The 18,285-nt window shown below is 66.7% G+C and carries 21 protein-coding genes; 9 read left to right on the plus strand and 12 right to left on the minus strand.

Going from position 1 to position 18,285, the window contains the following annotated elements; translation table 11 throughout:
* Window positions 1-275 precede the first annotated feature (275 nt).
* Genes ABE459_RS23215 through ABE459_RS23225 form a run of 3 tightly spaced genes read left to right on the plus strand, consistent with a single transcriptional unit; the run spans window position 276 to window position 3,505 of the window.
* A complete protein-coding gene (locus tag ABE459_RS23215) occupies window positions 276-749 on the plus strand; it encodes a MarR family transcriptional regulator (protein WP_125463822.1) in 474 nt (157 codons plus the stop codon).
* Between the two features lie 30 nt (window positions 750-779).
* Entirely contained in the window at window positions 780-1,973 is a 1,194-nt protein-coding gene (locus ABE459_RS23220; protein WP_258706424.1) for an HlyD family efflux transporter periplasmic adaptor subunit, read from the plus strand.
* Window positions 1,970-3,505, plus strand: a complete 1,536-nt coding sequence (locus ABE459_RS23225; RefSeq protein WP_346648146.1) for a DHA2 family efflux MFS transporter permease subunit — start codon at window positions 1,970-1,972, stop codon at window positions 3,503-3,505. Before ABE459_RS23220 ends, ABE459_RS23225 begins: the two co-directional genes overlap by 4 nt.
* 24 nt (window positions 3,506-3,529) lie before the next feature.
* Here the strand turns inward: ABE459_RS23225 and ABE459_RS23230 are convergent, their stop codons facing one another.
* The 4 genes from ABE459_RS23230 to glcD are packed head-to-tail and all read right to left on the minus strand — an operon-like array spanning window position 3,530 to window position 7,705.
* A complete protein-coding gene (locus ABE459_RS23230) occupies window positions 3,530-3,928 on the minus strand; it encodes a heme-binding protein (RefSeq protein ID WP_258706425.1) in 399 nt (132 codons plus the stop codon).
* Window positions 3,921-5,150: a glycolate oxidase subunit GlcF gene (glcF, locus tag ABE459_RS23235; RefSeq protein WP_323833841.1), complete on the minus strand. Its 1,230-nt coding sequence runs from the start codon at window positions 5,148-5,150 to the stop codon at window positions 3,921-3,923. The genes ABE459_RS23230 and glcF overlap by 8 nt, the downstream gene beginning before the upstream one ends.
* 9 nt (window positions 5,151-5,159) lie before the next feature.
* Complete coding sequence (gene glcE, locus ABE459_RS23240; protein WP_125858419.1) at window positions 5,160-6,206, minus strand: glycolate oxidase subunit GlcE; 1,047 nt, start codon at window positions 6,204-6,206, stop codon at window positions 5,160-5,162.
* Window positions 6,206-7,705, minus strand: coding sequence for a glycolate oxidase subunit GlcD (glcD, locus tag ABE459_RS23245; RefSeq protein ID WP_323833843.1), 1,500 nt, complete (start codon window positions 7,703-7,705; stop codon window positions 6,206-6,208). The genes glcE and glcD overlap by 1 nt, the downstream gene beginning before the upstream one ends.
* A 188-nt stretch (window positions 7,706-7,893) precedes the next feature.
* Between glcD and ABE459_RS23250 the strand changes: the two genes are divergently transcribed.
* Entirely contained in the window at window positions 7,894-8,352 is a 459-nt protein-coding gene (locus ABE459_RS23250) for a YbjN domain-containing protein (protein WP_125463829.1), read from the plus strand.
* 71 nt (window positions 8,353-8,423) lie between these two features.
* On the opposite strand, the gene ABE459_RS23255 is transcribed toward ABE459_RS23250, so the two are convergent.
* Window positions 8,424-9,035: a LysE family transporter gene (locus tag ABE459_RS23255; RefSeq protein ID WP_125463830.1), complete on the minus strand. Its 612-nt coding sequence runs from the start codon at window positions 9,033-9,035 to the stop codon at window positions 8,424-8,426.
* Window positions 9,036-9,136: 101 nt separating this feature from the next.
* Between ABE459_RS23255 and ABE459_RS23260 the strand changes: the two genes are divergently transcribed.
* Window positions 9,137-10,111, plus strand: a complete 975-nt coding sequence (locus tag ABE459_RS23260; protein ID WP_323833845.1) for a helix-turn-helix domain-containing protein — start codon at window positions 9,137-9,139, stop codon at window positions 10,109-10,111.
* A 161-nt stretch (window positions 10,112-10,272) separates the two neighbouring features.
* Here ABE459_RS23260 and ABE459_RS23265 read toward each other — a convergent pair whose 3' ends face one another.
* Both ABE459_RS23265 and ABE459_RS23270 read right to left on the minus strand, forming a co-directional pair.
* Window positions 10,273-10,866, minus strand: a complete 594-nt coding sequence (locus ABE459_RS23265) for a DUF4157 domain-containing protein (protein WP_125463832.1) — start codon at window positions 10,864-10,866, stop codon at window positions 10,273-10,275.
* On the minus strand, window positions 10,853-11,416 hold the full coding sequence (locus tag ABE459_RS23270; RefSeq protein ID WP_323833847.1) for a TetR/AcrR family transcriptional regulator: 564 nt from the start codon (window positions 11,414-11,416) through the stop codon (window positions 10,853-10,855). The genes ABE459_RS23265 and ABE459_RS23270 overlap by 14 nt, the downstream gene beginning before the upstream one ends.
* An 89-nt stretch (window positions 11,417-11,505) precedes the next feature.
* Here ABE459_RS23270 and ABE459_RS23275 point away from each other — a divergent pair, with 89 nt between their 5' ends.
* Together ABE459_RS23275 and ABE459_RS23280 are read left to right on the plus strand one after the other, a co-directional pair.
* The gene (locus tag ABE459_RS23275; protein WP_258706431.1) at window positions 11,506-12,237 is read left to right on the plus strand and encodes an SDR family oxidoreductase; all 732 of its coding nucleotides are present in this window, start codon (window positions 11,506-11,508) and stop codon (window positions 12,235-12,237) included.
* Window positions 12,238-12,263: 26 nt separating this feature from the next.
* Window positions 12,264-12,857: a 2-hydroxychromene-2-carboxylate isomerase gene (locus tag ABE459_RS23280; RefSeq protein WP_323833849.1), complete on the plus strand. Its 594-nt coding sequence runs from the start codon at window positions 12,264-12,266 to the stop codon at window positions 12,855-12,857.
* Here the strand turns inward: ABE459_RS23280 and ABE459_RS23285 are convergent.
* From ABE459_RS23285 to ABE459_RS23305, 5 genes are all read right to left on the minus strand, one after another.
* Window positions 12,854-13,135, minus strand: a complete 282-nt coding sequence (locus ABE459_RS23285; RefSeq protein ID WP_125463836.1) for a hypothetical protein — start codon at window positions 13,133-13,135, stop codon at window positions 12,854-12,856. The genes ABE459_RS23280 and ABE459_RS23285 overlap by 4 nt on opposite strands.
* Window positions 13,136-13,142: 7 nt before the next feature.
* Complete coding sequence (locus ABE459_RS23290; RefSeq protein ID WP_110995475.1) at window positions 13,143-13,688, minus strand: cupin domain-containing protein; 546 nt, start codon at window positions 13,686-13,688, stop codon at window positions 13,143-13,145.
* Between the two features lie 79 nt (window positions 13,689-13,767).
* Window positions 13,768-14,973, minus strand: a complete 1,206-nt coding sequence (locus ABE459_RS23295; RefSeq protein ID WP_323833852.1) for an MFS transporter — start codon at window positions 14,971-14,973, stop codon at window positions 13,768-13,770.
* An 85-nt stretch (window positions 14,974-15,058) separates the two neighbouring features.
* Window positions 15,059-15,592 (minus strand): cytochrome b/b6 domain-containing protein, encoded by a 534-nt coding sequence (locus ABE459_RS23300; RefSeq protein WP_323833854.1) that lies wholly within the window; start codon window positions 15,590-15,592, stop codon window positions 15,059-15,061.
* Window positions 15,589-16,635 (minus strand): catalase family peroxidase, encoded by a 1,047-nt coding sequence (locus tag ABE459_RS23305; protein WP_346648147.1) that lies wholly within the window; start codon window positions 16,633-16,635, stop codon window positions 15,589-15,591. The genes ABE459_RS23300 and ABE459_RS23305 overlap by 4 nt, the downstream gene beginning before the upstream one ends.
* A gap of 132 nt (window positions 16,636-16,767) precedes the next feature.
* Here ABE459_RS23305 and ABE459_RS23310 point away from each other — a divergent pair, with 132 nt between their 5' ends.
* Both ABE459_RS23310 and ABE459_RS23315 read left to right on the plus strand, forming a co-directional pair.
* Window positions 16,768-17,286 carry a sigma-70 family RNA polymerase sigma factor gene (locus tag ABE459_RS23310; protein WP_125463840.1) on the plus strand — a complete coding sequence of 173 codons (519 nt, stop codon included), beginning with the start codon at window positions 16,768-16,770 and terminating at the stop codon, window positions 17,284-17,286.
* Window positions 17,283-18,035, plus strand: coding sequence for an anti-sigma factor (locus ABE459_RS23315; protein WP_125463841.1), 753 nt, complete (start codon window positions 17,283-17,285; stop codon window positions 18,033-18,035). Before ABE459_RS23310 ends, ABE459_RS23315 begins: the two co-directional genes overlap by 4 nt.
* Window positions 18,036-18,285 lie beyond the last annotated feature (250 nt).

The following is an 18,285-nucleotide window of genomic DNA, read 5'->3' on the forward strand; positions in this document are numbered from 1 at the left end:
CGAGGGGACCCCGGAGCGCAGCGCAGGGGCCGTATGATGGGAGCAGGCGGTTTTGCCTACTTTTTCCAAGAAAAAAGTAGGCCGCCGTAAGGGCGGAAAGGTGACTAAAAGTCGATATCGCCGCTGAATGCGCATACATCTATCAAAACCACCGCCCTGAAATCCGACCCCGACCCCGACCCCCAAAATGAAATTGTACTTAGCACCCTAATCAATGCTTTGACATTCCCTGCCTAGGCAGTAATATTTACACACAATTATCCGAGCAACCCCCGATGTCCCATTTCACCCCGGAAAACTTCCAGACCTGCGCCATCGGCATGCTGCTCGGTCGCGCCGCGATCCTCAAGGACCGCATCCTCGACTGGCACCTCGAAGCCCACGGCGTCACCGCCGCACAGTTCAAGGTGCTGATCATCGTCACCCAGTACCAGGTCGACACCCCGGCCGAGCTGTGCCGTTACCTGGGCCTGGACAGCGGCTCGATGACCCGCATGCTCGACCGCCTCGAGCAGAAAGGCCTGATCCTGCGCAACCGCTGCCCCGAAGACCGCCGCCAGGTGCGCCTGGCACTCAGCGCCGACGGCCAACGCCTGGCCGACCGCCTGCCCCAGGTCGGCGCGGCGGCGATGAACGAACTGGTCGGCGTGCTGCAGCCCGAGGAGCTGAAAACCCTCGAAAGCCTGCTCGCCAAAGTCCTGCTCAGCGCCGGCGACCCCCTGACGATCCGCCGCTTCGGCGATCGTTGATCCCTGTCACGCATTCTCCAAGGTATTGTCATGGCCACTCCCGCTGACACCTCCACCCCAGCTGCCGCGCCCGACAACACGCGTAAACGCAAGGCCTGGCTGCTCGGCCTGCTGCTGCTTCTGATCCTCGCCGGGGCCGCCACCTGGGCCTGGTACAGCCTGGTCGGGCGCTGGCAGGAAAGCACCGACGACGCCTATGTAAGCGGCAACGTCGTTGAAATCACCCCCCTGGTAACCGGCACCGTCACCAGCATCGGCGCCGATGACGGCGACCTGGTGCACGCAGGGCAAGTACTGCTGCAGTTCGACCCGGCCGACAGCGAAGTGGCCCTGCAGTCCGCCGAGGCCAAACTGGCGCGCAGCGTGCGCCAGGTGCGCGGCCTGTACAGCAACGTCGACGCGCTCAAGGCGCAGGTGGAAACCCGCCAGGCTGAACTGCAGAAGGCTCAGCAAAACTACAACCGCCGCAAGGTACTGGCCGACAGCGGCGCCATCGCCCAGGAAGAGATCGCCCATGCCCGTGACGACCTGACCGTGGCCCAGGCTGCCGTCAACAGCGCGCGCCAGCAGCTCAACACCAGCACTGCGTTGGTCGACGACACCGTGGTCTCGTCGCACCCCGAAGTCATGGCCGCCGCCGCCGACCTGCGCCAGGCCTACCTCGACCACGCCCGCACCACCCTGGTGGCGCCGGTCACCGGCCATGTTGCCAAGCGCACCGTGCAACTGGGCCAGCGCCTGCAGCCGGGCACCGCGACCATGGCGGTGATCCCGCTGGACGAGGTGTGGATCGACGCCAACTTCAAGGAAACCCAACTGCGCGACATGCGCATCGGTCAGCCGGTGCAGATCACTGCCGACCTGTATGGCAGCGACGTCAAGTACAGCGGCACCGTCGATAGCCTGGGCGCCGGTACCGGCAGCGCCTTCGCCCTGCTGCCAGCGCAGAACGCCACCGGCAACTGGATCAAGATCGTCCAGCGGGTACCGGTACGTATCCACCTGAACCCCGAACAGTTGAAAGACCATCCGCTGCGCATCGGCTTGTCCACGGTCGTGGAAGTCGACCTGCACGACCAGAGCGGCCCGGCCCTGGCCCAGCAGCCACCGCAGCAGGCCAGCTACAGCACCCAGGTGTATGACCGCCAGTTGGCCGAGGCCGACAACCTGATCGCCCGGTTGATCCACGACAACAGCGCCAGCGGCAAGACAGCGCAGCGATGAGCCAGGCAGCCCCCGCGCAGTTCACCCCGCCGAGCCTGCTGCTGACCACCATCGGCCTGTCGCTGGCGACCTTCATGCAGGTGCTCGACACCACCATCGCCAACGTGGCGCTGCCGACCATCTCCGGCAACCTCGGCGTGAGTTACGAGCAGGGCACCTGGGTGATCACCTCGTTCGCGGTGAGCAACGCCATCGCCTTGCCGCTCACCGGTTGGCTGAGCCGGCGCTTCGGTGAGGTCAAGCTGTTCATCTGGGCCACCTTGCTGTTCGTGCTGGCGTCGTTCCTCTGCGGCGTCGCCCAGTCCATGCCCGAGCTGGTCGGGTTCCGCGTGTTGCAGGGCGTGGTCGCCGGGCCCTTGTACCCGATGACCCAGACCTTGCTGATTGCCGTTTACCCGCCGGCCAAGCGCGGCATGGCCCTGGCGCTGCTGGCGATGGTTACGGTGGTGGCGCCGATAGCCGGGCCGATACTCGGCGGCTGGATCACCGACAGCTACAGCTGGCCCTGGATCTTCTTCATCAACATCCCGATCGGCCTGTTCGCCGCCGCAGTGGTGCGCCAGCAGATGCGCGCGCGGCCGGTGGTCACCAGCAGCCAGCCGATGGACTACATCGGCCTGCTGACCCTGATCGTCGGGGTCGGCGCGTTGCAGGTGGTGCTGGACAAGGGCAATGACCTGGACTGGTTCGAGTCCTCGTTCATCGTCATCGGCACGCTGATATCGGTGGTGTTCCTGGCGATCTTCATCATCTGGGAGCTCACCGACCGTCACCCGGTGGTCAATCTGCGGCTGTTCGTGCACCGCAACTTCCGCATCGGCACCATCGTGCTGGTGGGGGGGTATTCGGCCTTTTTCGGCATCAACCTGATCCTGCCGCAGTGGCTGCAGACGCAGATGGGCTATACCGCCACCTGGGCGGGCCTGGCGGTGGCGCCGATCGGCTTGCTGCCGGTGCTCATGTCGCCCTTCGTGGGCAAGTACGCGCACCGCTTCGACCTGCGCCTGCTGGCCGGCATCGCCTTCCTGGCCATCGGCACCAGTTGCTACATGCGCGCCGGCTTTACCAACGAGGTGGACTTTACCCATATCGCCCTGGTGCAGCTGTTCATGGGCATCGGCGTGGCGCTGTTCTTCATGCCGACCCTGAGCATCCTGCTGTCGGACCTGCCGCCGCACCAGATCGCCGATGGCTCAGGCCTGGCCACGTTCCTGCGTACCCTGGGGGGCAGTTTTGCCGCGTCGCTGACGACCTGGATCTGGATCCGCCGCGCCGACCAGCACCACGCCTACCTGAGCGAGCATCTCAGTACCTTCGACCCGGCCACCCGCCACACCCTCGAGCAGTTGGGCGGGGCCAACCCGCAGAGCTATGCGCAGCTGGAGCAGATGCTCAACGGCCAGGCCTACATGATGTCGACGGTGGACTACTTCACCTTGCTGACCTGGGTGTTCGCCGGCTTGATCCTGCTGGTGTGGCTGGCCAAGCCACCCTTCACCGCCAAGGCTGGGCCGGCGTCGGCGGGGCATTGAGCCGCCAGGGCCGGGGCAGGGGCATCACAGCGCCTGTGCCCCGGCCTTGGCCACTTCGGCATCCTGCCCGGACTTGACCCCCGACACGCCGATCGCGCCGACCACCTGGCCCTCCACCCGCAGTGGCACGCCACCTTCCAGGCTGGTCAGCAGCGGCGCGGTGACGAAGGCGGTGCGCCCGTCGTTGACCATCTGCTCGTAGTCTCGCGACTCCCGGCGGCCCAGCGCCGCGGTGCGAGCTTTTTCCATGGCGATGTAGGCGCTGACCGGTGCGCAGCCGTCCAGGCGCTCCAGGGCCAGCGGGTGGCCGCCGTCGTCGACCACGGCGATGGTCACCGGCCACTGCTGGGCCTGGGCGTGCTGGCGGGCGGCGGCGAGCAGCCGGGCGACGTCCGCCTGGTCGAGTACGGGTTTGCTATGCATGGGGTGCCTCCAGGGCGTCTTCGACAATTTCGATCCAGTGCCGTACCGGTGTGCGGCCGGCGCCGTCGAGGTGGAGCTGGCAGCCGATATTGGCGGTGGCGATGATCGCAGGTTTTCCACTTTCCAGGGCCGCCAGGCGGTTGTCGCGCAGCTGGCGCGACAGCGCCGGCTGGGTCAGCGAGTAGGTGCCCGCCGAGCCGCAGCACAGGTGGCCGTCGGGCACGCTGGTGAGGTGGAAACCCAGGCGGGTCAGCAGGCCTTCCACGGCACCGCCGAGTTTGAGGGCATGCTGCAAGGTACAGGGGCAATGGAAGGCCAGGCGCTGTTCGGTACACAGGCCCAACTGCTCCAGCGGCTCGGCCTGCAGCAGTTGCACCAGGTCGCGGGCCAGGGCGCTGACCCGGGCCGCCTTGGCGGCGTAGCGCGCATCGTCCTTGAGCAGGTGGCCATAGTCGCGCACGAAGGCACCGCAGCCGCTGGCGGTTTGCACGATGGCTTCGGCACCGGCTTCGATGGCCGGCCACCAGGCGTCGATGTTGTGCCGGGCGCGTTGCAGGCCTTGCGCTTGGGCATCCAGGTGATAGTCCATGGCGCCGCAGCAGCCGGCCTCACGGGCCGGCTCGACGCTGATTCCCAGACGGTCCAGCAGGCGTGCGGCGGCGGCGTTGGTGTTGGGCGACAGTGCTTGCTGCACGCAGCCTTCGAGCAGCAGCACGCGGCGTGTGTGGCGGGGCGCCGGGCGCTGGCCGGCGTGGTGCACCTGGGCAGGCAACTTGGCCTTGAGGGCGTTCGGCAGCAGCGGCCTGAGGGTTTGCCCGACCTTGGTCAGGGCCTTGAACGCGGCCGGGTGCGGCACCACGGCGCGCAAGCCCTCGCGCAACAGGCGCTGCCCCAGCGGGCGCGGCACCTGTTGTTCGACCACGGCGCGGCCGATGTCGAGCAGGTCGTGATACTTGACCCCCGAAGGGCAGGTGCTCTCGCAATTGCGGCAGCTCAGGCAGCGGTCCAGGTGCAGTTGGGTGCTGGCGGTCACCGGCTCGCCTTCGAGCACCTGCTTGATCAGGTAGATGCGCCCGCGCGGTCCGTCCAGCTCGTCGCCGAGCAATTGATAGGTGGGGCAGGTGGCCGTGCAGAAGCCGCAGTGCACGCAGGAACGCAGGATGCTCTCGGCCTCTTCAGCGCGGGGCAACTGCTTGGCGGCATCGCTCAGGTGGGTTTGCATGGCGTGGCCTCACAGGTCCGGGTACAGGCGGCCAGGGTTGAAGATGCCCTGGGGGTCGAGTTGCCGTTTCAGTGCCTGGTGATAGCGCATCAGCGCCGCCGGCAGCGGCGCCGTGCTGTCATCGCCGGGGGCATAGGCGGTGGCATGGCCGCCGACCTTGGCCACCTGCTCACGGATCACCTGCGCCGGCGCACTGGAGGTGAGCCAGCGCTGCGCGCCGCCCCAGTCGATCAATTGCCGCCCCGGCAGGTCGAGCAGGGCGCAGGTATTGGGCACCGACAGGCGCCACAGCGGGGCCGGGTCGTCGAAAAACGGCAGGCGCTGTTCGCGCAGGTCGCTCCACAGTTGGTTGTCGACCGCGTCGCCACCCAGCCGCTCGCGGGCCGAACGCACCGAGCCTTCGCCACCCTCCAGGCGCAGGTACAGCGCTTCACCGTCATGACAGGCCGCACTGATCGGCAGCGGCTGCTGGCCCCACTCGGCCAGTGCGGCCAAGGCCTGCCGGCTGTCCATCGGCAAACACAGGCTCAGGCATTGGCGCGGCCGCGGCAGTACCTTCAGCGACACTTCGGTGAGCAGCCCCAGGCAGCCGAAGCTGCCGGCCAGCAAGCGCGACACATCGTAGCCGGCGACGTTCTTCATCACCTCGCCGCCAAAGCGCAGCAGCTTGCCGTGGCCGGTGATCAGCCGCGTGCCAAGCACGTAATCGCGCACCGCCCCGGCCCAGGGCCGCCGTGGCCCGGACAGCCCCGCCGCGACCATGCCGCCGAGCGTGGCCTCAGGGCCCAGGTGCGGCGGCTCGCAGGGCAGCATCTGCCCGGCCTGATCCAGTGCGGCTTCGATTTCGCAGAGCGGCGTGCCGGCGCGGGCGCTGAGCACCAGCTCGGTCGGGTCGTAGCTGACGATGCCGTGGTGGCCCCGGGTGTCGACGATTTCCCCGGCCACCGGGCGCCCGAGCATGGCCTTGCTGTTGCCGCCCTGGATACGCAGCGGTGTGCCCAGGCTCAGCGCCTGGTTGACCTGTTCCAGCAGGTCCTGGCTGATGTCGCGGCCCATCAGAAACGCTCCAGGTCAGGGAAGGGCAGTTGGCCGTGGTGCACGTGCAGCGCGCCGAATTCGGCGCAGCGCTGCAGGGTGGGGATGTTCTTGCCGGGGTTGAGCAGGCCTTGCGGGTCGAAGGCGGCTTTCACCCCATGGAACAAGGTGATTTCGTCGCTGTTGAACTGGGCGCACATCTGGTTGATCTTCTCGCGGCCCACCCCGTGCTCGCCGGTGATGCTGCCGCCCACCGCCACGCACAGTTCGAGGATCTTGCCGCCGATGGCCTCGGCCCGCTCCAGCTCGCCGGGCAGGTTGGCGTCGAACAGGATCAGTGGGTGCATGTTGCCGTCGCCGGCGTGGAACACGTTGGCCACCCGCAGGCTGTACTGCGCCGACAACTCGCTGATGCCCTTGAGCACCCGGGGCAGCTCGCGGCGGGGGATGGTGCCGTCCATGCAGTAGTAGTCCGGCGATATGCGCCCCACCGCCGGGAAGGCGTTCTTGCGCCCGGCCCAGAAGCGCACCCGTTGTGCTTCGTCGCAGGCCAGGCGCACGTCGCGGGCGCCGGCATTGCGCAGCAAGGCATCGACCCGCACGCAATCGTCCTGCACGTCAGCCTCTACGCCGTCGAGTTCGCACAGCAGGATGGCTGCCGCGTCCACCGGGTAGCCGGCGTGGATGAAATCCTCGGCGGCGCGGATTGCCAGGTTGTCCATCATCTCGAGGCCGCCGGGGATGATGCCGGCGGCGATGATGTCGGCCACGGCGCGGCCGGCGTCCTCGACGTGCTCGAAACTGGCCAGCAGCACCCGCGCCACCTGGGGCTTGGGCAGCAGCTTGACGGTCACCTCGGTGACGATGCCGAGCATGCCCTCGGAGCCGGTGAACAGCGCCAGCAGGTCGAAACCCGGGCTGTCCAGGGCATCGCTGCCCAGTACCAGGCGCTCGCCCTCGACCGTGAGGATGTCCACCTTGAGCAGGTTGTGTACGGTCAGGCCGTACTTGAGGCAGTGCACGCCACCGGCGTTTTCGGCGACGTTGCCGCCGATGGTGCAGGCAATCTGCGAGGACGGGTCGGGCGCGTAGTACAGCCCAAAGGGCGCCGCCGCCTGCGAGATCGCCAGGTTGCGCACCCCGGGCTGGACCCGGGCGAAGCGCCCTTGCGGGTTGACTTCAAGGATGCGGTTGAAACGCGCCATCACCAGCAGGATGCCCTGGCTCAACGGCAGCGCACCGCCGGACAGCCCGGTGCCGGCGCCGCGCGCCACTACCGGCACGCCACGCTGGTGGCACAGTTGCAGCAGGGCTTGCACCTGCTCCAGGCGCTCGGGCAGCACCACCAGCAGTGGCACCGTGCGGTAGGCCGACAGGCCGTCGCATTCGTAGGGCTTGAGGTCTTCGCTGCGGTGCAGGACCTCAAGGTCGGGCAGGGCGTCGCGCAGGGCCTGCAGCAGTGCGGGCTTGTCCACGGCCGGCAGCGGGCCATCGATGCGCTCGTCGTAAAGGATGTTCATGCGGCTCACTCGGCGGGTTCTTGTTGTTGTCCGGCACGTTTGGGATCAAGCAGCAAGCGTAGCGGCTGATGGGGGCGCAATTCGAAGAAATCACGCAAATCCCAGGCGTTCAGCTATACCAGACACAGTTCGATGCGGCGCAAGTACGCGCCTGGCAATGATTTATCGACACCACAAGGAGCAAGACCATGACTGAACAAGCCCTGATCGAAAGCGTGAACGTCGAAACCCTCACCAGCCTGCTGCAGGACGCCGGCCTGCGCGTAAACCGCAGCGAGCAGAACGGGCTGGTGCAACTGCTCAGTGCCAGCCAGGGGATCGGCTTTGCCGTGCGCCTGGGCAACCCAGGGGCGATCGAAGGGCAGTTCCTCGACTTCACCTTCAGCTGTGCTTTGCGCATCCAGGGTGAACTACCCGAGGGCGTTGTGGAGCACTGGAGCACTTCACGGCGTTTCGCTCGCCTGTACCGGCAGGGCGAGTTCCTGGTGATGGAGCTTGATGTGCTGGTCAGCGACGGGGTCACTGCCAAACACTTGCTCAACCACCTGCAGTTGTGGGATCGCCTGTTGCAGGAATTCATTACTTACCTGCGCGATTTCAGCCGCCATGCCGCGCAAGCCGAGCAGGTAGAAACCCAGAGCGCCTAGTGAAACGGCGCAATCCCTGACGGGCAACTGCGCGTTGAGAGGCGGCTCTCAACGCGTAGTTGCTGCTTGCTTCAGCGCCCCAACGGCAGCGCCACACCGATCAGTGCGAACAACCCGCCGCAGCACCTGTTGAAGCCCTTGCCACCCTTGCTCAGCCACGGCCGAATGCGATAAGCCAGCCGCGCCAGCAGGTATTCGACCACAAACTCGACACTGGCGAAGGTCGCCGCCATCACCACGAACTGCAGCGCCAGGCCGCGTTGCGGGTCGATGAACTGCGGCAGGAAGGCGCCATAGAACAGCAGCACCTTGGGGTTGGCCATGGCCGACAGGAAGCCCTGGCGGAACAACCCGGCATTGCCCAGTCGGGCGCTGCCCGCGTTGAGCTCCAGGTGCAGCGCCGGGGTACGCCACAGTTGGATACCCAGCCACACCAAGTAGGCGCCACCGACCCATTTGAGCACCGTCAGCACCTGGGCCGAGGCCTGCAGCAGGGCGCTCAGGCCGAACATGGCCAGGGCGATCAGGGCACTGAAGCCGAACACCCCGCCGACGATGGTGAACAGCGTGCGCCGCGCGCCATACAACGCGCCGTGGGTCAGCGCCAGCAGGCTGTTGGGGCCTGGGGTCAGCGACAGGCCGATGCTGGCGAGCAGGTAGATGAGCCAGGTGTCGAGTGCCATGGGGTATGCCTTGTAGGTTTGCAGGGCGCCAGTGTAGGGCTGGACAGGTGGCTTTTAGGGGTATGATTCGGACATCTGACGGTAATATCTGGACATTCTGCATGACCCCTGACTTGCGCCTGCTGATCCTGCCCGTGCCGGATTTCGCCTTGCTGCCGTTTGGCGCCTTTCTCGACAAGCTGCGCTTCTCCGCCGACGACGAGGACTACAGCCGCCAGCGCTATTGCAGCTGGACCGTGCTGGGGCTGGACGCGGCACCCGTCGCATCCAGCAGTGGTGCGGTGGTGCAGGTCGAAGCCAGTGTCGAACAGGTGGTTTGGCGCGATTACGACTACCTGGTGCTGTTTGGCGGGCGCAGTGCGGGGGCCACGGTTGCGCTTGCCCCGCGTTACCGGGCCCTGTTGAAACAGGCAGCGAAGGCTGGGGTGAAGCTGGTGGGCGTCGACAATGGGGTGTTTCTGCTGGCCGCCTGCGGTGTGCTGGACGGGCACAAGGTGGTGGTGCACTGGCGCCACGAGGCCGAGTTTCGTGCTGCGTTCCCCAGGGTGCAGGTACTGACCGAGCAGCTGTATTGCATGGACGGCAGCCGTATCACCTGCGCGGGAGGGACTGCAGCCATTGACCTGGCAGTGGAGCTGATCGCCCGCGCCTGTGGCCGGGCCCGGGCGCTCAAGGGCCTGGCCGACATGCTGGTGGATGAGAGTCGCGACAGCCGTCATGCCCTGCGCTCGCTGGAAGCAGGGCCGGGGCGCGGGCGCCAGGTGCAGCGGGCCACTGCGTTGATGCGCCATCACCTGGCATCGGGGCTTTCGATCGAGCAACTGGCGGCGCAGCTGGGCATCAGCCGGCGCCAGCTCGACCGCCAGTTCCAGGCCAGCCACGGCACGAGTGCCAAGGCCTGGTGGCTGGAATTGCGGCTGCAGCAGGCGCGCTGGCGGTTGGTCAACGGCAGCCACAGCCTGGCGCAGATTGCCGAGGAGGTGGGTTTGGGAGATGGGAGTTACCTGGGTAAATGGGTGAGGCGGCGCTTTGGTTGTACGGCGTCGGCATTGCGCAGCAGTCGCGCGTCGGATTAGCCAAGGAGTTAGCTGCGCGCCCGGTGTAGGAGCGGCCTTGTGTCGCGAAATGGCTGCACAGCAGCCCCGGCTATCGCGCATAGGGTGAAGATCGCTGGGGCCGCTATGCGGCCCTTTCGCGACACAAGGCCGCTCCTACAAGTTCCTCACCGAGTCGTGAGTCAACGCGCACCACCCGCCCCGCGCTCGCGCAACGCCTTGGCCACTTGCGCCTCGATGGCGTAGGCCGGCCCCTCCAGGTCATCGTAATTGCGGGTATAGCGCCGGGCGAATTCCTCCACCCCCAGCTCCTGGTACTGCTGCACGTGCTTGAGCTCGTGGGCCCACAGCGCCACGTTGTCCTCGGCATCGGCTGCGTTGCGGAAGATCACCGTGTCGATCAGGGTCACGGCGTTCACATCGGGGTTCTGCAGCATGGCGTTGGCGGCGCTGACCTGCTGCTCATCGCCTACCCGATAGCGCACCGTATCGAGCACGGCGAAGTCGTACCAGGTTTCGAGCTGGGCACGGATATGCAGCGGGATCGGCTGGGTGCCTCGGTTGGTGGCGTCATCGCGGGCCTGGCGCAGGGCAAACACCAGGCTGGCGGTGGCCATGCGCTCGACATCCTGCAGCACCTGCCCGCCCTGGTTGGGGTCGAGCGGGGCGCAGAAGCACACCACCAGGCAGACCTGGTATTGCCCTGTGGGGCAGCTTTGCTGGGCGGCGGCGGGGAGTGCAAGCAGCAGGCCGAGCAGGGTGCTAGCAATCTTCATCGAACACCTTGCCGACCAGCGCGCGACTGGCCTCCAGCACCTGTTCCTGCACCTGTTCGCTGGCGAGCATGCGCCCGACCACCAGCGCCCCGACGCACTGGCTGAGCAGTGCCCAGGCCAGTTGCGGGTCCTTAAGGGTGTCGCTCCAGGCCTGGTGCAGTTCCACCAGCCAGTGCTCGGCCTCCTCTCGCACCGGGCGTTCGGCACGGGCGATCTCCACGCCCAGTGGCGGCAATGGGCAGCCACCTTCAGCGTTATGCAGGTGAGCGAGGGTCAGGTACTGCTCAAGCAGGCGCTTGAGGCGTGCGCGGTCGGGGCTGCGGTTGGCCTGGCGCGCCAGCGGGCTGTTGCACAGCTCGCGGCGGACCACCTCGGTGAACAGGTCGTCCTTGGACGGAAAATGGTTGTAGAACGCGCCGCCGGTCAGGCCGATGGCCTTCATCAACCCGGCCACGCCGGTGCTGGCGAAGCCGCCGCGCTTGGCCAGCGCGCCGCTGCTGGCCAGCAGTTTCTCGCGAGTCTGTTGCTTGTGTTCGGTGGAGTAGCGCATGCACAGGACCTCGTTGCGCTGGCTTGACGGTGGCGTGATCGTAGCATAGCGTTCGTTTACTAAACGATCATTCATCAATGGAGAGGTCCATGGCAGAACAACAAAAGGTCGTGCTGGTGATCGGTGCAGGGGATGCCACCGGCGGCGAAATCGCCAAGCGCTTCGCCCGCGAGGGCTACACCGCCTGTGTGACCCGGCGCCAGGCCGAGAAGCTGCAGCCGTTGCTGGACGAGATCCGCGCCGCAGGCGGGCAGGCCCATGGCTTTGGCTCAGATGCGCGCAAGGAAGAAGAAGTGGCCGAACTGATCGAGACCATCGAGCGCGATATCGGCCCGATCGAGGCGTTTGTCTTCAATATCGGCGCCAATGTGCCTTGCAGCATCCTCGATGAGACACCGCGCAAGTACTTCAAGATCTGGGAGATGGCCTGCTTCGCCGGCTTCCTTACCGCGCAAGCGGTGGCACGGCGCATGGTCCAGCGTGAGCGGGGCACTATCCTGTTTACCGGTGCCACTGCCGGCACCCGCGGTGCCGCCGGCTTCGCGGCCTTCGCTGGGGCCAAGCATGGCCTGCGCGCCCTGGCCCAAAGCATGGCGCGGGAACTGGGGCCACGGAACATCCATGTCGCCCATGTGGTGGTCGATGGTGCCATCGACACCGCCTTCATCCGCGATAGCTTCCCCGAGCGTTATGCGCTGAAGGACCAGGACGGCATCCTCGACCCTGCGCATATCGCCGACAGCTACTGGTTCCTGCACGCCCAGCCGCGTGACGCCTGGACCTTCGAGCTGGACCTGCGGCCGTGGATCGAACACTGGTAACCCCTCCCTGAAGAAAGGACTGCCGTATGAGCAAGACCGTTGAGTTCTATTTCGACCTGGGCAGCCCGGCCAGCTATTTGGCCTGGACCCAGCTCCCCGCACTGTGCGCGCGCCACGATGCGCAGCTGTTGTACCGGCCGATGCTGCTGGGCGGGGTGTTCCAGGCTACCGGCAACGCTTCCCCGGCGATGGTGCCAGCCAAGGGGCGCTACATGTTCATCGACCTCAAGCGTTTTGCCGACCGCTATGGCGTGCCGTTTGGGCTGCCGCCGGGGTTTCCGGCCAACACCTTGAACCTGATGCGTGGGGTCATTGGCACACAATTGCAGGCACCGGCTCGTTTCGAGGCGTTGCTCAAGGTGTTGTTCGAGGGCTGGTGGGGGCAGCAGCGCAACCTGTCGGACCCCGCCGTGCTGGCGGTGACGTTGCAGGAGGGCGGTTTCGACCCTGAGGCGTTTCAGGGGCTGGCTGCGCAGGACGAGGTCAAGCAGGCCTTGAAGGAGGCCACCGGGCAAGCCGTGGCGCGCGGTGTGTTCGGCGCGCCGACCTGTTTTGTCGGGGAGCAGATGTTCTTTGGCCAGGACCGTCTGGACTTTGTCGAGGAGGCCTTGGCGCGTTAGGCCAGCAGCTGTTCGATGCGCTGGCGTTCCCATAGGCTCAGGTGGTCGACGGGGTTGGTGCCGTAACGGTGCCAATCCTCGAGCGCGCCCTGGCGCCCGTCGGGGCTTGCGCACTGGCTGCAATGGGCCAGGCCTTCGTCGTCCAGGGCCAGGCTCAAACGCCAGCCCTCGATGCACACGGCCACCTCCGCGTCGCGGGTGATGATCTCCAGCGGCGCAACGCCGAGGGCGGCGTCGCGCAGGCACTGGTAGGCTTCACGGCTGCTGACCAGGGGCATCGTGTAATCAGAAGTTCGCCGGGGTGTTGGCGCTGATGATCTCGGCCTCGTCCGGGCCGATATTCTTGAAACTGTGGGCGAGGGTGGTGGGGATGTAGTAGCCGTCGCCCGCGTTGAGGATGCTCACCTGGCCGTCGACCCACAGTTCCATGGTGCCGCGAGTGACCAGGCCGCACTCTTCGCCTTCGGCATGCACGATCGGCTCGCCGGAGTCGGCACCGGGGGCATACAGCTCGCGCAGCATGCGCATCTGCCGGCCTTCGACGCTGGCGCCGACCAGCAGCATGCGCAGGCCGTTACGGCCCAGGTCGGGCTGTTCGCCGCCGCGGAACACGAAGCGTTCTTCGCGCACCGGCTCGTCGAAACTGAAAAATTCCGCCAGGGACATGGGGATGCCTTCGAGCAGTTTTTTCAGGGAACTGACCGAGGGGCTGACGCGGTTCTGTTCGATCTGCGAGATCGTCGAGTTGGTCAGGCCGCTGCGACGGGCCAGTTCCCGTTGCGAGAGGTTGTTGCGTTCACGCACCAGTTTGAGTCGTGTCCCCGTGTCCATAGCCGCCTTGTTTGCAGAGGTGTAAAAAATAATGGGCGACGCATTAAAACACACTCTGCCTGCTTGCGCGCTGTGCGTGTCAGTGGCGATTGTCGGCTGGTGTGGGCCATAGCCCGACCAGCAACAACAAGGCGGCCACGGCCAGGAATGGCAAGCGCGGATCGACGGCATACACCAACGTGCCGGCCAAGGGCCCGATCACCGCGCCCATGCCCTGGGCGGCGCCAACGGAGCCGGCGGTAGCACCCTGTTCCGAGGCGTGCATGGCATTGGCCGCCATGGCCGAGAAGGCCGGGAATACGAAGCCCATGCCGAATGCGGCAATGAAGAACGCTGCCCACAGCCATGGCGCACTGGCGGCAAAGGACGCGGCGGCAAAGCCCAGCCCGGAAACGCTGGCACCCACGCGGATCATCTTCAGCGGTGGCCATTCGAGCTGACGCAGCAGCACCTGCGCCAGCATCAGCGCCACGCCCACGCTGGTCAGCGCCACACCGGCCGCCTGGGCGGCCTCGCTTGCGGCCAGTTGCAGGCGGTCGAGGGCGAAGAAGCCAACGGTGATCTGCGACACGGTCACGCTGAGCATGGCGCTGAAGGCCACCAGCAGCGGCCGGCGCAGGCGTGGGTCGGACAGCCGCACCGGGCTTGGCGCATGGCGCTGGGGCAGCGGCTGTGGCTTGAGCTTGAACAGCAGCACCACGAACGCCGTGGCCGGCAGCACTGACAGCACGTAGAACGGCAGGCTCAGGCTGTAGCGCGAAAGCAGTGCCGCCAAGGCCGGGCCGAGCACCAGGCCGACGGCGTTGGCGGCACCCAGCGAGGCCATGGCCCGGGCCCTGCGCTGCGGTTCGACATGGTCGGCGATCAGGGCATTGCCGGCCACTGGCAGCGCCGCGTAGAAGGCGCCGATCAGGCCGCGGGTCAGCATCAGGCCGATGAACGCCAGGGTGGCTCCGGGCAACCAGCGCAGGGCGCCGTCGATGAACAGGCACAGCAGCCAGTAGGCCAGGGTGAACCCGGCGCTGCCTAACAGCAGCACCCGGCGCCGGCCGAGGCGATCGGCGGCGCGGCCCCAGGGCCGGGCCAGCAGCACCCAGACCACGCCGGCCACGGTGACCGCCGCACCGGCCTGCCAGGTGGCCATGCCCAGCAGGCGTGCGATCGGGCCGATCAGGGCAACGAAGGCCATCATCGACAGGGTGCAGGCCATGTTGACCAGCAGCAGCGGGCGCAGGTCGAGGGTGCTGGCCGGGGTGAGGGTGGCAGGGTCCTTTGCGAGGTTCATGGGCAGTCCGTGGCAGTTCGGCAGAATAAGCACCGATGTTAGTAATAATTATTTACATCTGTCGATCCCGCGCGGCCGCCGGTGTTCATTCACCTCGGCGCAACGGGCCGGGCCACATGCTACGCAACACGCCGTCGCGGCGCACCAGGGCATGCATCAGCGCCGCGCCCAGGTGCACCAGCACGGTGGCGAACAACAGGTAGCCGGCCCAACCGTGGGCCTGGCGCAGCACCGCGTACAGTTGCAGGTCGTGGGGGGCGATGGCTGGTAACTGCAGCGGGCGTGGATAGCCGCCCGCCGAAAGCATCGCCCAGCCCAGCAGCGGCATGGCCAGCATCAGGGCGTACAGCAGCAGGTGCGAGGCGCCGGCGGCCAGGCGCTGAATCGCAGGCAGGTCGTGCGGCAGCGGCGGGTGCGGCAGGCTCAGGCGCAGGCAGATACGCAGTAGCACCAGCACCAGCAGGGCCAGGCCGGTGGCCTTGTGCAGTTCGACCATCACTGGATGGTGGGTGGACAGGTTGCTGACCATGCTCACGCCGATGAACAACATGGCCAGGATCAGCACCGCCATCAGCCAGTGCACCAGGCGGGCCAGGGGGTGGAAAGCGGCGGGGGTCATGGGCGGGCTCCTTCGCTCAGGGCTTCATGGCTGCGGCGGTTGAACGACACCGAGTAGGCCGCCGAGCGGGCGGCGAGGATCGGGTCGTCGGACGGTTCGATGCCGTGGGGCAGGATCAATGGGTCGAAGTTGAGGTCGCGGCAGGCACCCTGTTCGGGGCCGTCCACCCGCTCCAGCACCAGGGTGCCGGCGTCGATGCTGCTGCGCTCGCTGGGCCAGGGGCGGGCCGGGTCGTCCACCGGGTCGTCAGGCTCGGCCAGGGTCAGGCGCAGGGTCCAGCGCAACGGGCCTTGTGCCAGGCGCTGGGCGAGGTCGTGCTGGAGGAACTGCTTGTCATCGACCTGGGCGGGCAGGGCGGCGAACGGCGTCTGTGGCTCCAGCGTCCAGCGCACCGGGTGTTTGTTGCCGCGGGCGTCGATCAGGAGGAAGGCATTGATGCTGTTGTAGGCGGTACTGGCAAAGCTGTCGCTGGGTTTGTAGGCCGCCGCCCATTGGCGGAATGCTGCGCTTTCCGGGTGGGCGGCAAAGAACGCCTGGAGCCTGGCCGGGTCGGGCTTGCCGGTGGCCGGAACCGGGGTGCTGGCCAGCACCTGCTCATAGAAGGCTTCGGGCGTGCTGACCGCCAGCACCGGCGGGTTGTTCATGCCGGTACGCCAGACTTGGCCGTCATCGCTGCTCAGCTCGATGGCCAGGCTGCGCACCGGCACCGCGGTGTCCGGGGCGAACGGGTTGGCGCCGCCGATGGCGAAGCGGCCGATCACCGGCACCTTCTGCTGGCTGAACACCCGGGCCGTGGAAAACGGCGCGGCCTGGCCGCTGCTTTGGAAGTAACCGCTGACGCACAGGCCCTTGGCGTGGTTTTTCCGGTAGCCGGGGTGATGGCCGGCCTGGGCTTCAAAGGTGTCGATGATGCGCTGGGGCGTGAGCCTGGCGGCGCCGATCCAGCCAGCGGCATAGGCGAAGCCCGCGCCGAGGGCGGCCAGGGTGACGCCGATGGCGGCCAGGCGCAGGGCTTTGGCGGGGCCGTGCAAGGGGGTGTTCATGGGGCGATCCGGTGGCGGTGAATGAGCCGGTACGACGGATGGCCCACTCTTTTATTCCAGATCAGGGAATAGATTTTCGCTTGCGCCGTCTGCCACTTACACTGACTGCCCATTGGGGCCTGGAACCCGACCATGCACGACCTGGACGACCATCAATGGCGCGAGCTGCTGCAACGCCTGCGCCGCTTCGCCCTGTGGCTGACCCGCGAAGCCAGCAGCGCCGACGACCTGGTCCAGGCCACGGTTGAACGCGCCCTCAGCCGGCGTGGCCAGCAGCGCGAGATGGACAGCCTGCGGCCCTGGCTGTTCACCATCCTTTACCGGTTGTTTCTCGACGGCAAACGCCGCGAACGCCTGCATGCGCGCTGGCTGGCCTGGTTCGGCCGCAGCCAGGCCGAGGAGCCGCTGGGCGGTGATACCGAGAGCATCGTGCTGGCCCAGGCCGACCTGCAGGCGTTCGCGCGGCTGTCGGCCGAGCAGCGGGCGCTGCTGTTGCTGGTCAGCGTCGAGGGTTTGAGCTACAAGGAGGCCGCCGAAACCCTGGGTATCCCCATCGGCACGGTGATGTCGCGGCTGTCGCGCGCCCGCGCCGCCTTGCGTGAACTGACCGAGGGCAACCCGGCGCCAACGTCCCTGCGGAGACTCAAATGACCCGTCTGATCCCCACCGAGCATGAACTTCATGCCTACATTGACGAACGCCTGACGCCTGAGCGCCGGGCGGAAGTGGCGGCCTGGCTGGCAGCCAACCCGCAGGAGGCAGCGCGGATCGAGGCCTGGCGCAACGATGCTCGGCGGCTGCGGGCGGCTCTGGCGGGGTTTGCCGAGCGCCCTGTGGACCCTGAACTGGATCTTGCCCCGCTGCGCCGTCGCCTGCGCCAGCGTCGGCAGCGGCGGCTGGCCTCGGCGGCGGTTTTGGTGCTGGCGGTGGGATTGGGTGGGCTGGGGGGCTGGAAGGCGCGGGAGGCGACCTTGGTAGTCGCTGGATTGCCTATGGCCGATGCGGTGCAGGCGCACCGGATGTTTGCCGAGGCGTCCACGCTGGATATTCAGGCGAGTGATCCGGGGCGGCTGCAGGCTTGGCTGGGGCGGCATTTCAATCGGGTGGGGCAGTTGCCTGATCTGAGTGGGTACGGCTTTCAGCCGGTGGGGGCGCGGCTGTTGAGTAACGAGGTGGGGCCGGCGGCGCTGCTGGTGTTCGAGGATGGCCAGGGGCAGCGGATCAGTCTGTTCTTGCGCTCGCCTGGTGAGCGGTTCGAGCGGATGCCCAGTGGGCAGCGTACCGATGGGGGGCTGGAGGCGCGGTACTGGTCCCATGGGGACTACAATTTTGCGTTGGTCAGTGCGGTGGATGATAGTCGGGGGGAGGCTTTGCGGCGGGCTTTGAATCTTAGTTTGTGAGTGGGTTGCTAGTTGCTAGTTGCTAGTTGCTAGTTGCTAGTTGCTAGTTGCTAGTTGCTAGTTGTTGGTTGTTGGTTGTTGGTTGTTGGTTGTTGGTTTTGGAAGTTGTATGCGCATTCATTTGTGATGTCGACGCTTAGGGGACTGTCAGTTTTTTTGTGTTCGGGCCGGTAATGGCCTGCCGCTAGGCAGGCCCTGATTTTCACCAGGTCGGCCTGATGAACCGATCTCCGTACAAAATCGCAAATTG

The sequence above is a fragment of the Pseudomonas sp. TWI923 genome, assembly GCF_039673365.1.
GTDB lineage: Bacteria > Pseudomonadota > Gammaproteobacteria > Pseudomonadales > Pseudomonadaceae > Aquipseudomonas > Aquipseudomonas sichuanensis.

What these genes read in the sequence shown, in the direction of transcription:
- ABE459_RS23215 (WP_125463822.1), top strand. Translation starts at nt 276, where the DNA reads ATGTCCCATTTCACCCCGGAAAACTTCCAGACCTGCGCCATCGGCATG.
- ABE459_RS23220 (WP_258706424.1), top strand. Translation starts at nt 780, where the DNA reads ATGGCCACTCCCGCTGACACCTCCACCCCAGCTGCCGCGCCCGACAAC.
- ABE459_RS23225 (WP_346648146.1), top strand. Translation starts at nt 1,970, where the DNA reads ATGAGCCAGGCAGCCCCCGCGCAGTTCACCCCGCCGAGCCTGCTGCTG.
- ABE459_RS23230 (WP_258706425.1), bottom strand. Translation starts at nt 3,928, where the DNA reads ATGCATAGCAAACCCGTACTCGACCAGGCGGACGTCGCCCGGCTGCTC.
- glcF (WP_323833841.1), bottom strand. Translation starts at nt 5,150, where the DNA reads ATGCAAACCCACCTGAGCGATGCCGCCAAGCAGTTGCCCCGCGCTGAA.
- glcE (WP_125858419.1), bottom strand. Translation starts at nt 6,206, where the DNA reads ATGGGCCGCGACATCAGCCAGGACCTGCTGGAACAGGTCAACCAGGCG.
- glcD (WP_323833843.1), bottom strand. Translation starts at nt 7,705, where the DNA reads ATGAACATCCTTTACGACGAGCGCATCGATGGCCCGCTGCCGGCCGTG.
- ABE459_RS23250 (WP_125463829.1), top strand. Translation starts at nt 7,894, where the DNA reads ATGACTGAACAAGCCCTGATCGAAAGCGTGAACGTCGAAACCCTCACC.
- ABE459_RS23255 (WP_125463830.1), bottom strand. Translation starts at nt 9,035, where the DNA reads ATGGCACTCGACACCTGGCTCATCTACCTGCTCGCCAGCATCGGCCTG.
- ABE459_RS23260 (WP_323833845.1), top strand. Translation starts at nt 9,137, where the DNA reads ATGACCCCTGACTTGCGCCTGCTGATCCTGCCCGTGCCGGATTTCGCC.
- ABE459_RS23265 (WP_125463832.1), bottom strand. Translation starts at nt 10,866, where the DNA reads ATGAAGATTGCTAGCACCCTGCTCGGCCTGCTGCTTGCACTCCCCGCC.
- ABE459_RS23270 (WP_323833847.1), bottom strand. Translation starts at nt 11,416, where the DNA reads ATGCGCTACTCCACCGAACACAAGCAACAGACTCGCGAGAAACTGCTG.
- ABE459_RS23275 (WP_258706431.1), top strand. Translation starts at nt 11,506, where the DNA reads ATGGCAGAACAACAAAAGGTCGTGCTGGTGATCGGTGCAGGGGATGCC.
- ABE459_RS23280 (WP_323833849.1), top strand. Translation starts at nt 12,264, where the DNA reads ATGAGCAAGACCGTTGAGTTCTATTTCGACCTGGGCAGCCCGGCCAGC.
- ABE459_RS23285 (WP_125463836.1), bottom strand. Translation starts at nt 13,135, where the DNA reads ATGCCCCTGGTCAGCAGCCGTGAAGCCTACCAGTGCCTGCGCGACGCC.
- ABE459_RS23290 (WP_110995475.1), bottom strand. Translation starts at nt 13,688, where the DNA reads ATGGACACGGGGACACGACTCAAACTGGTGCGTGAACGCAACAACCTC.
- ABE459_RS23295 (WP_323833852.1), bottom strand. Translation starts at nt 14,973, where the DNA reads ATGAACCTCGCAAAGGACCCTGCCACCCTCACCCCGGCCAGCACCCTC.
- ABE459_RS23300 (WP_323833854.1), bottom strand. Translation starts at nt 15,592, where the DNA reads ATGACCCCCGCCGCTTTCCACCCCCTGGCCCGCCTGGTGCACTGGCTG.
- ABE459_RS23305 (WP_346648147.1), bottom strand. Translation starts at nt 16,635, where the DNA reads ATGAACACCCCCTTGCACGGCCCCGCCAAAGCCCTGCGCCTGGCCGCC.
- ABE459_RS23310 (WP_125463840.1), top strand. Translation starts at nt 16,768, where the DNA reads ATGCACGACCTGGACGACCATCAATGGCGCGAGCTGCTGCAACGCCTG.
- ABE459_RS23315 (WP_125463841.1), top strand. Translation starts at nt 17,283, where the DNA reads ATGACCCGTCTGATCCCCACCGAGCATGAACTTCATGCCTACATTGAC.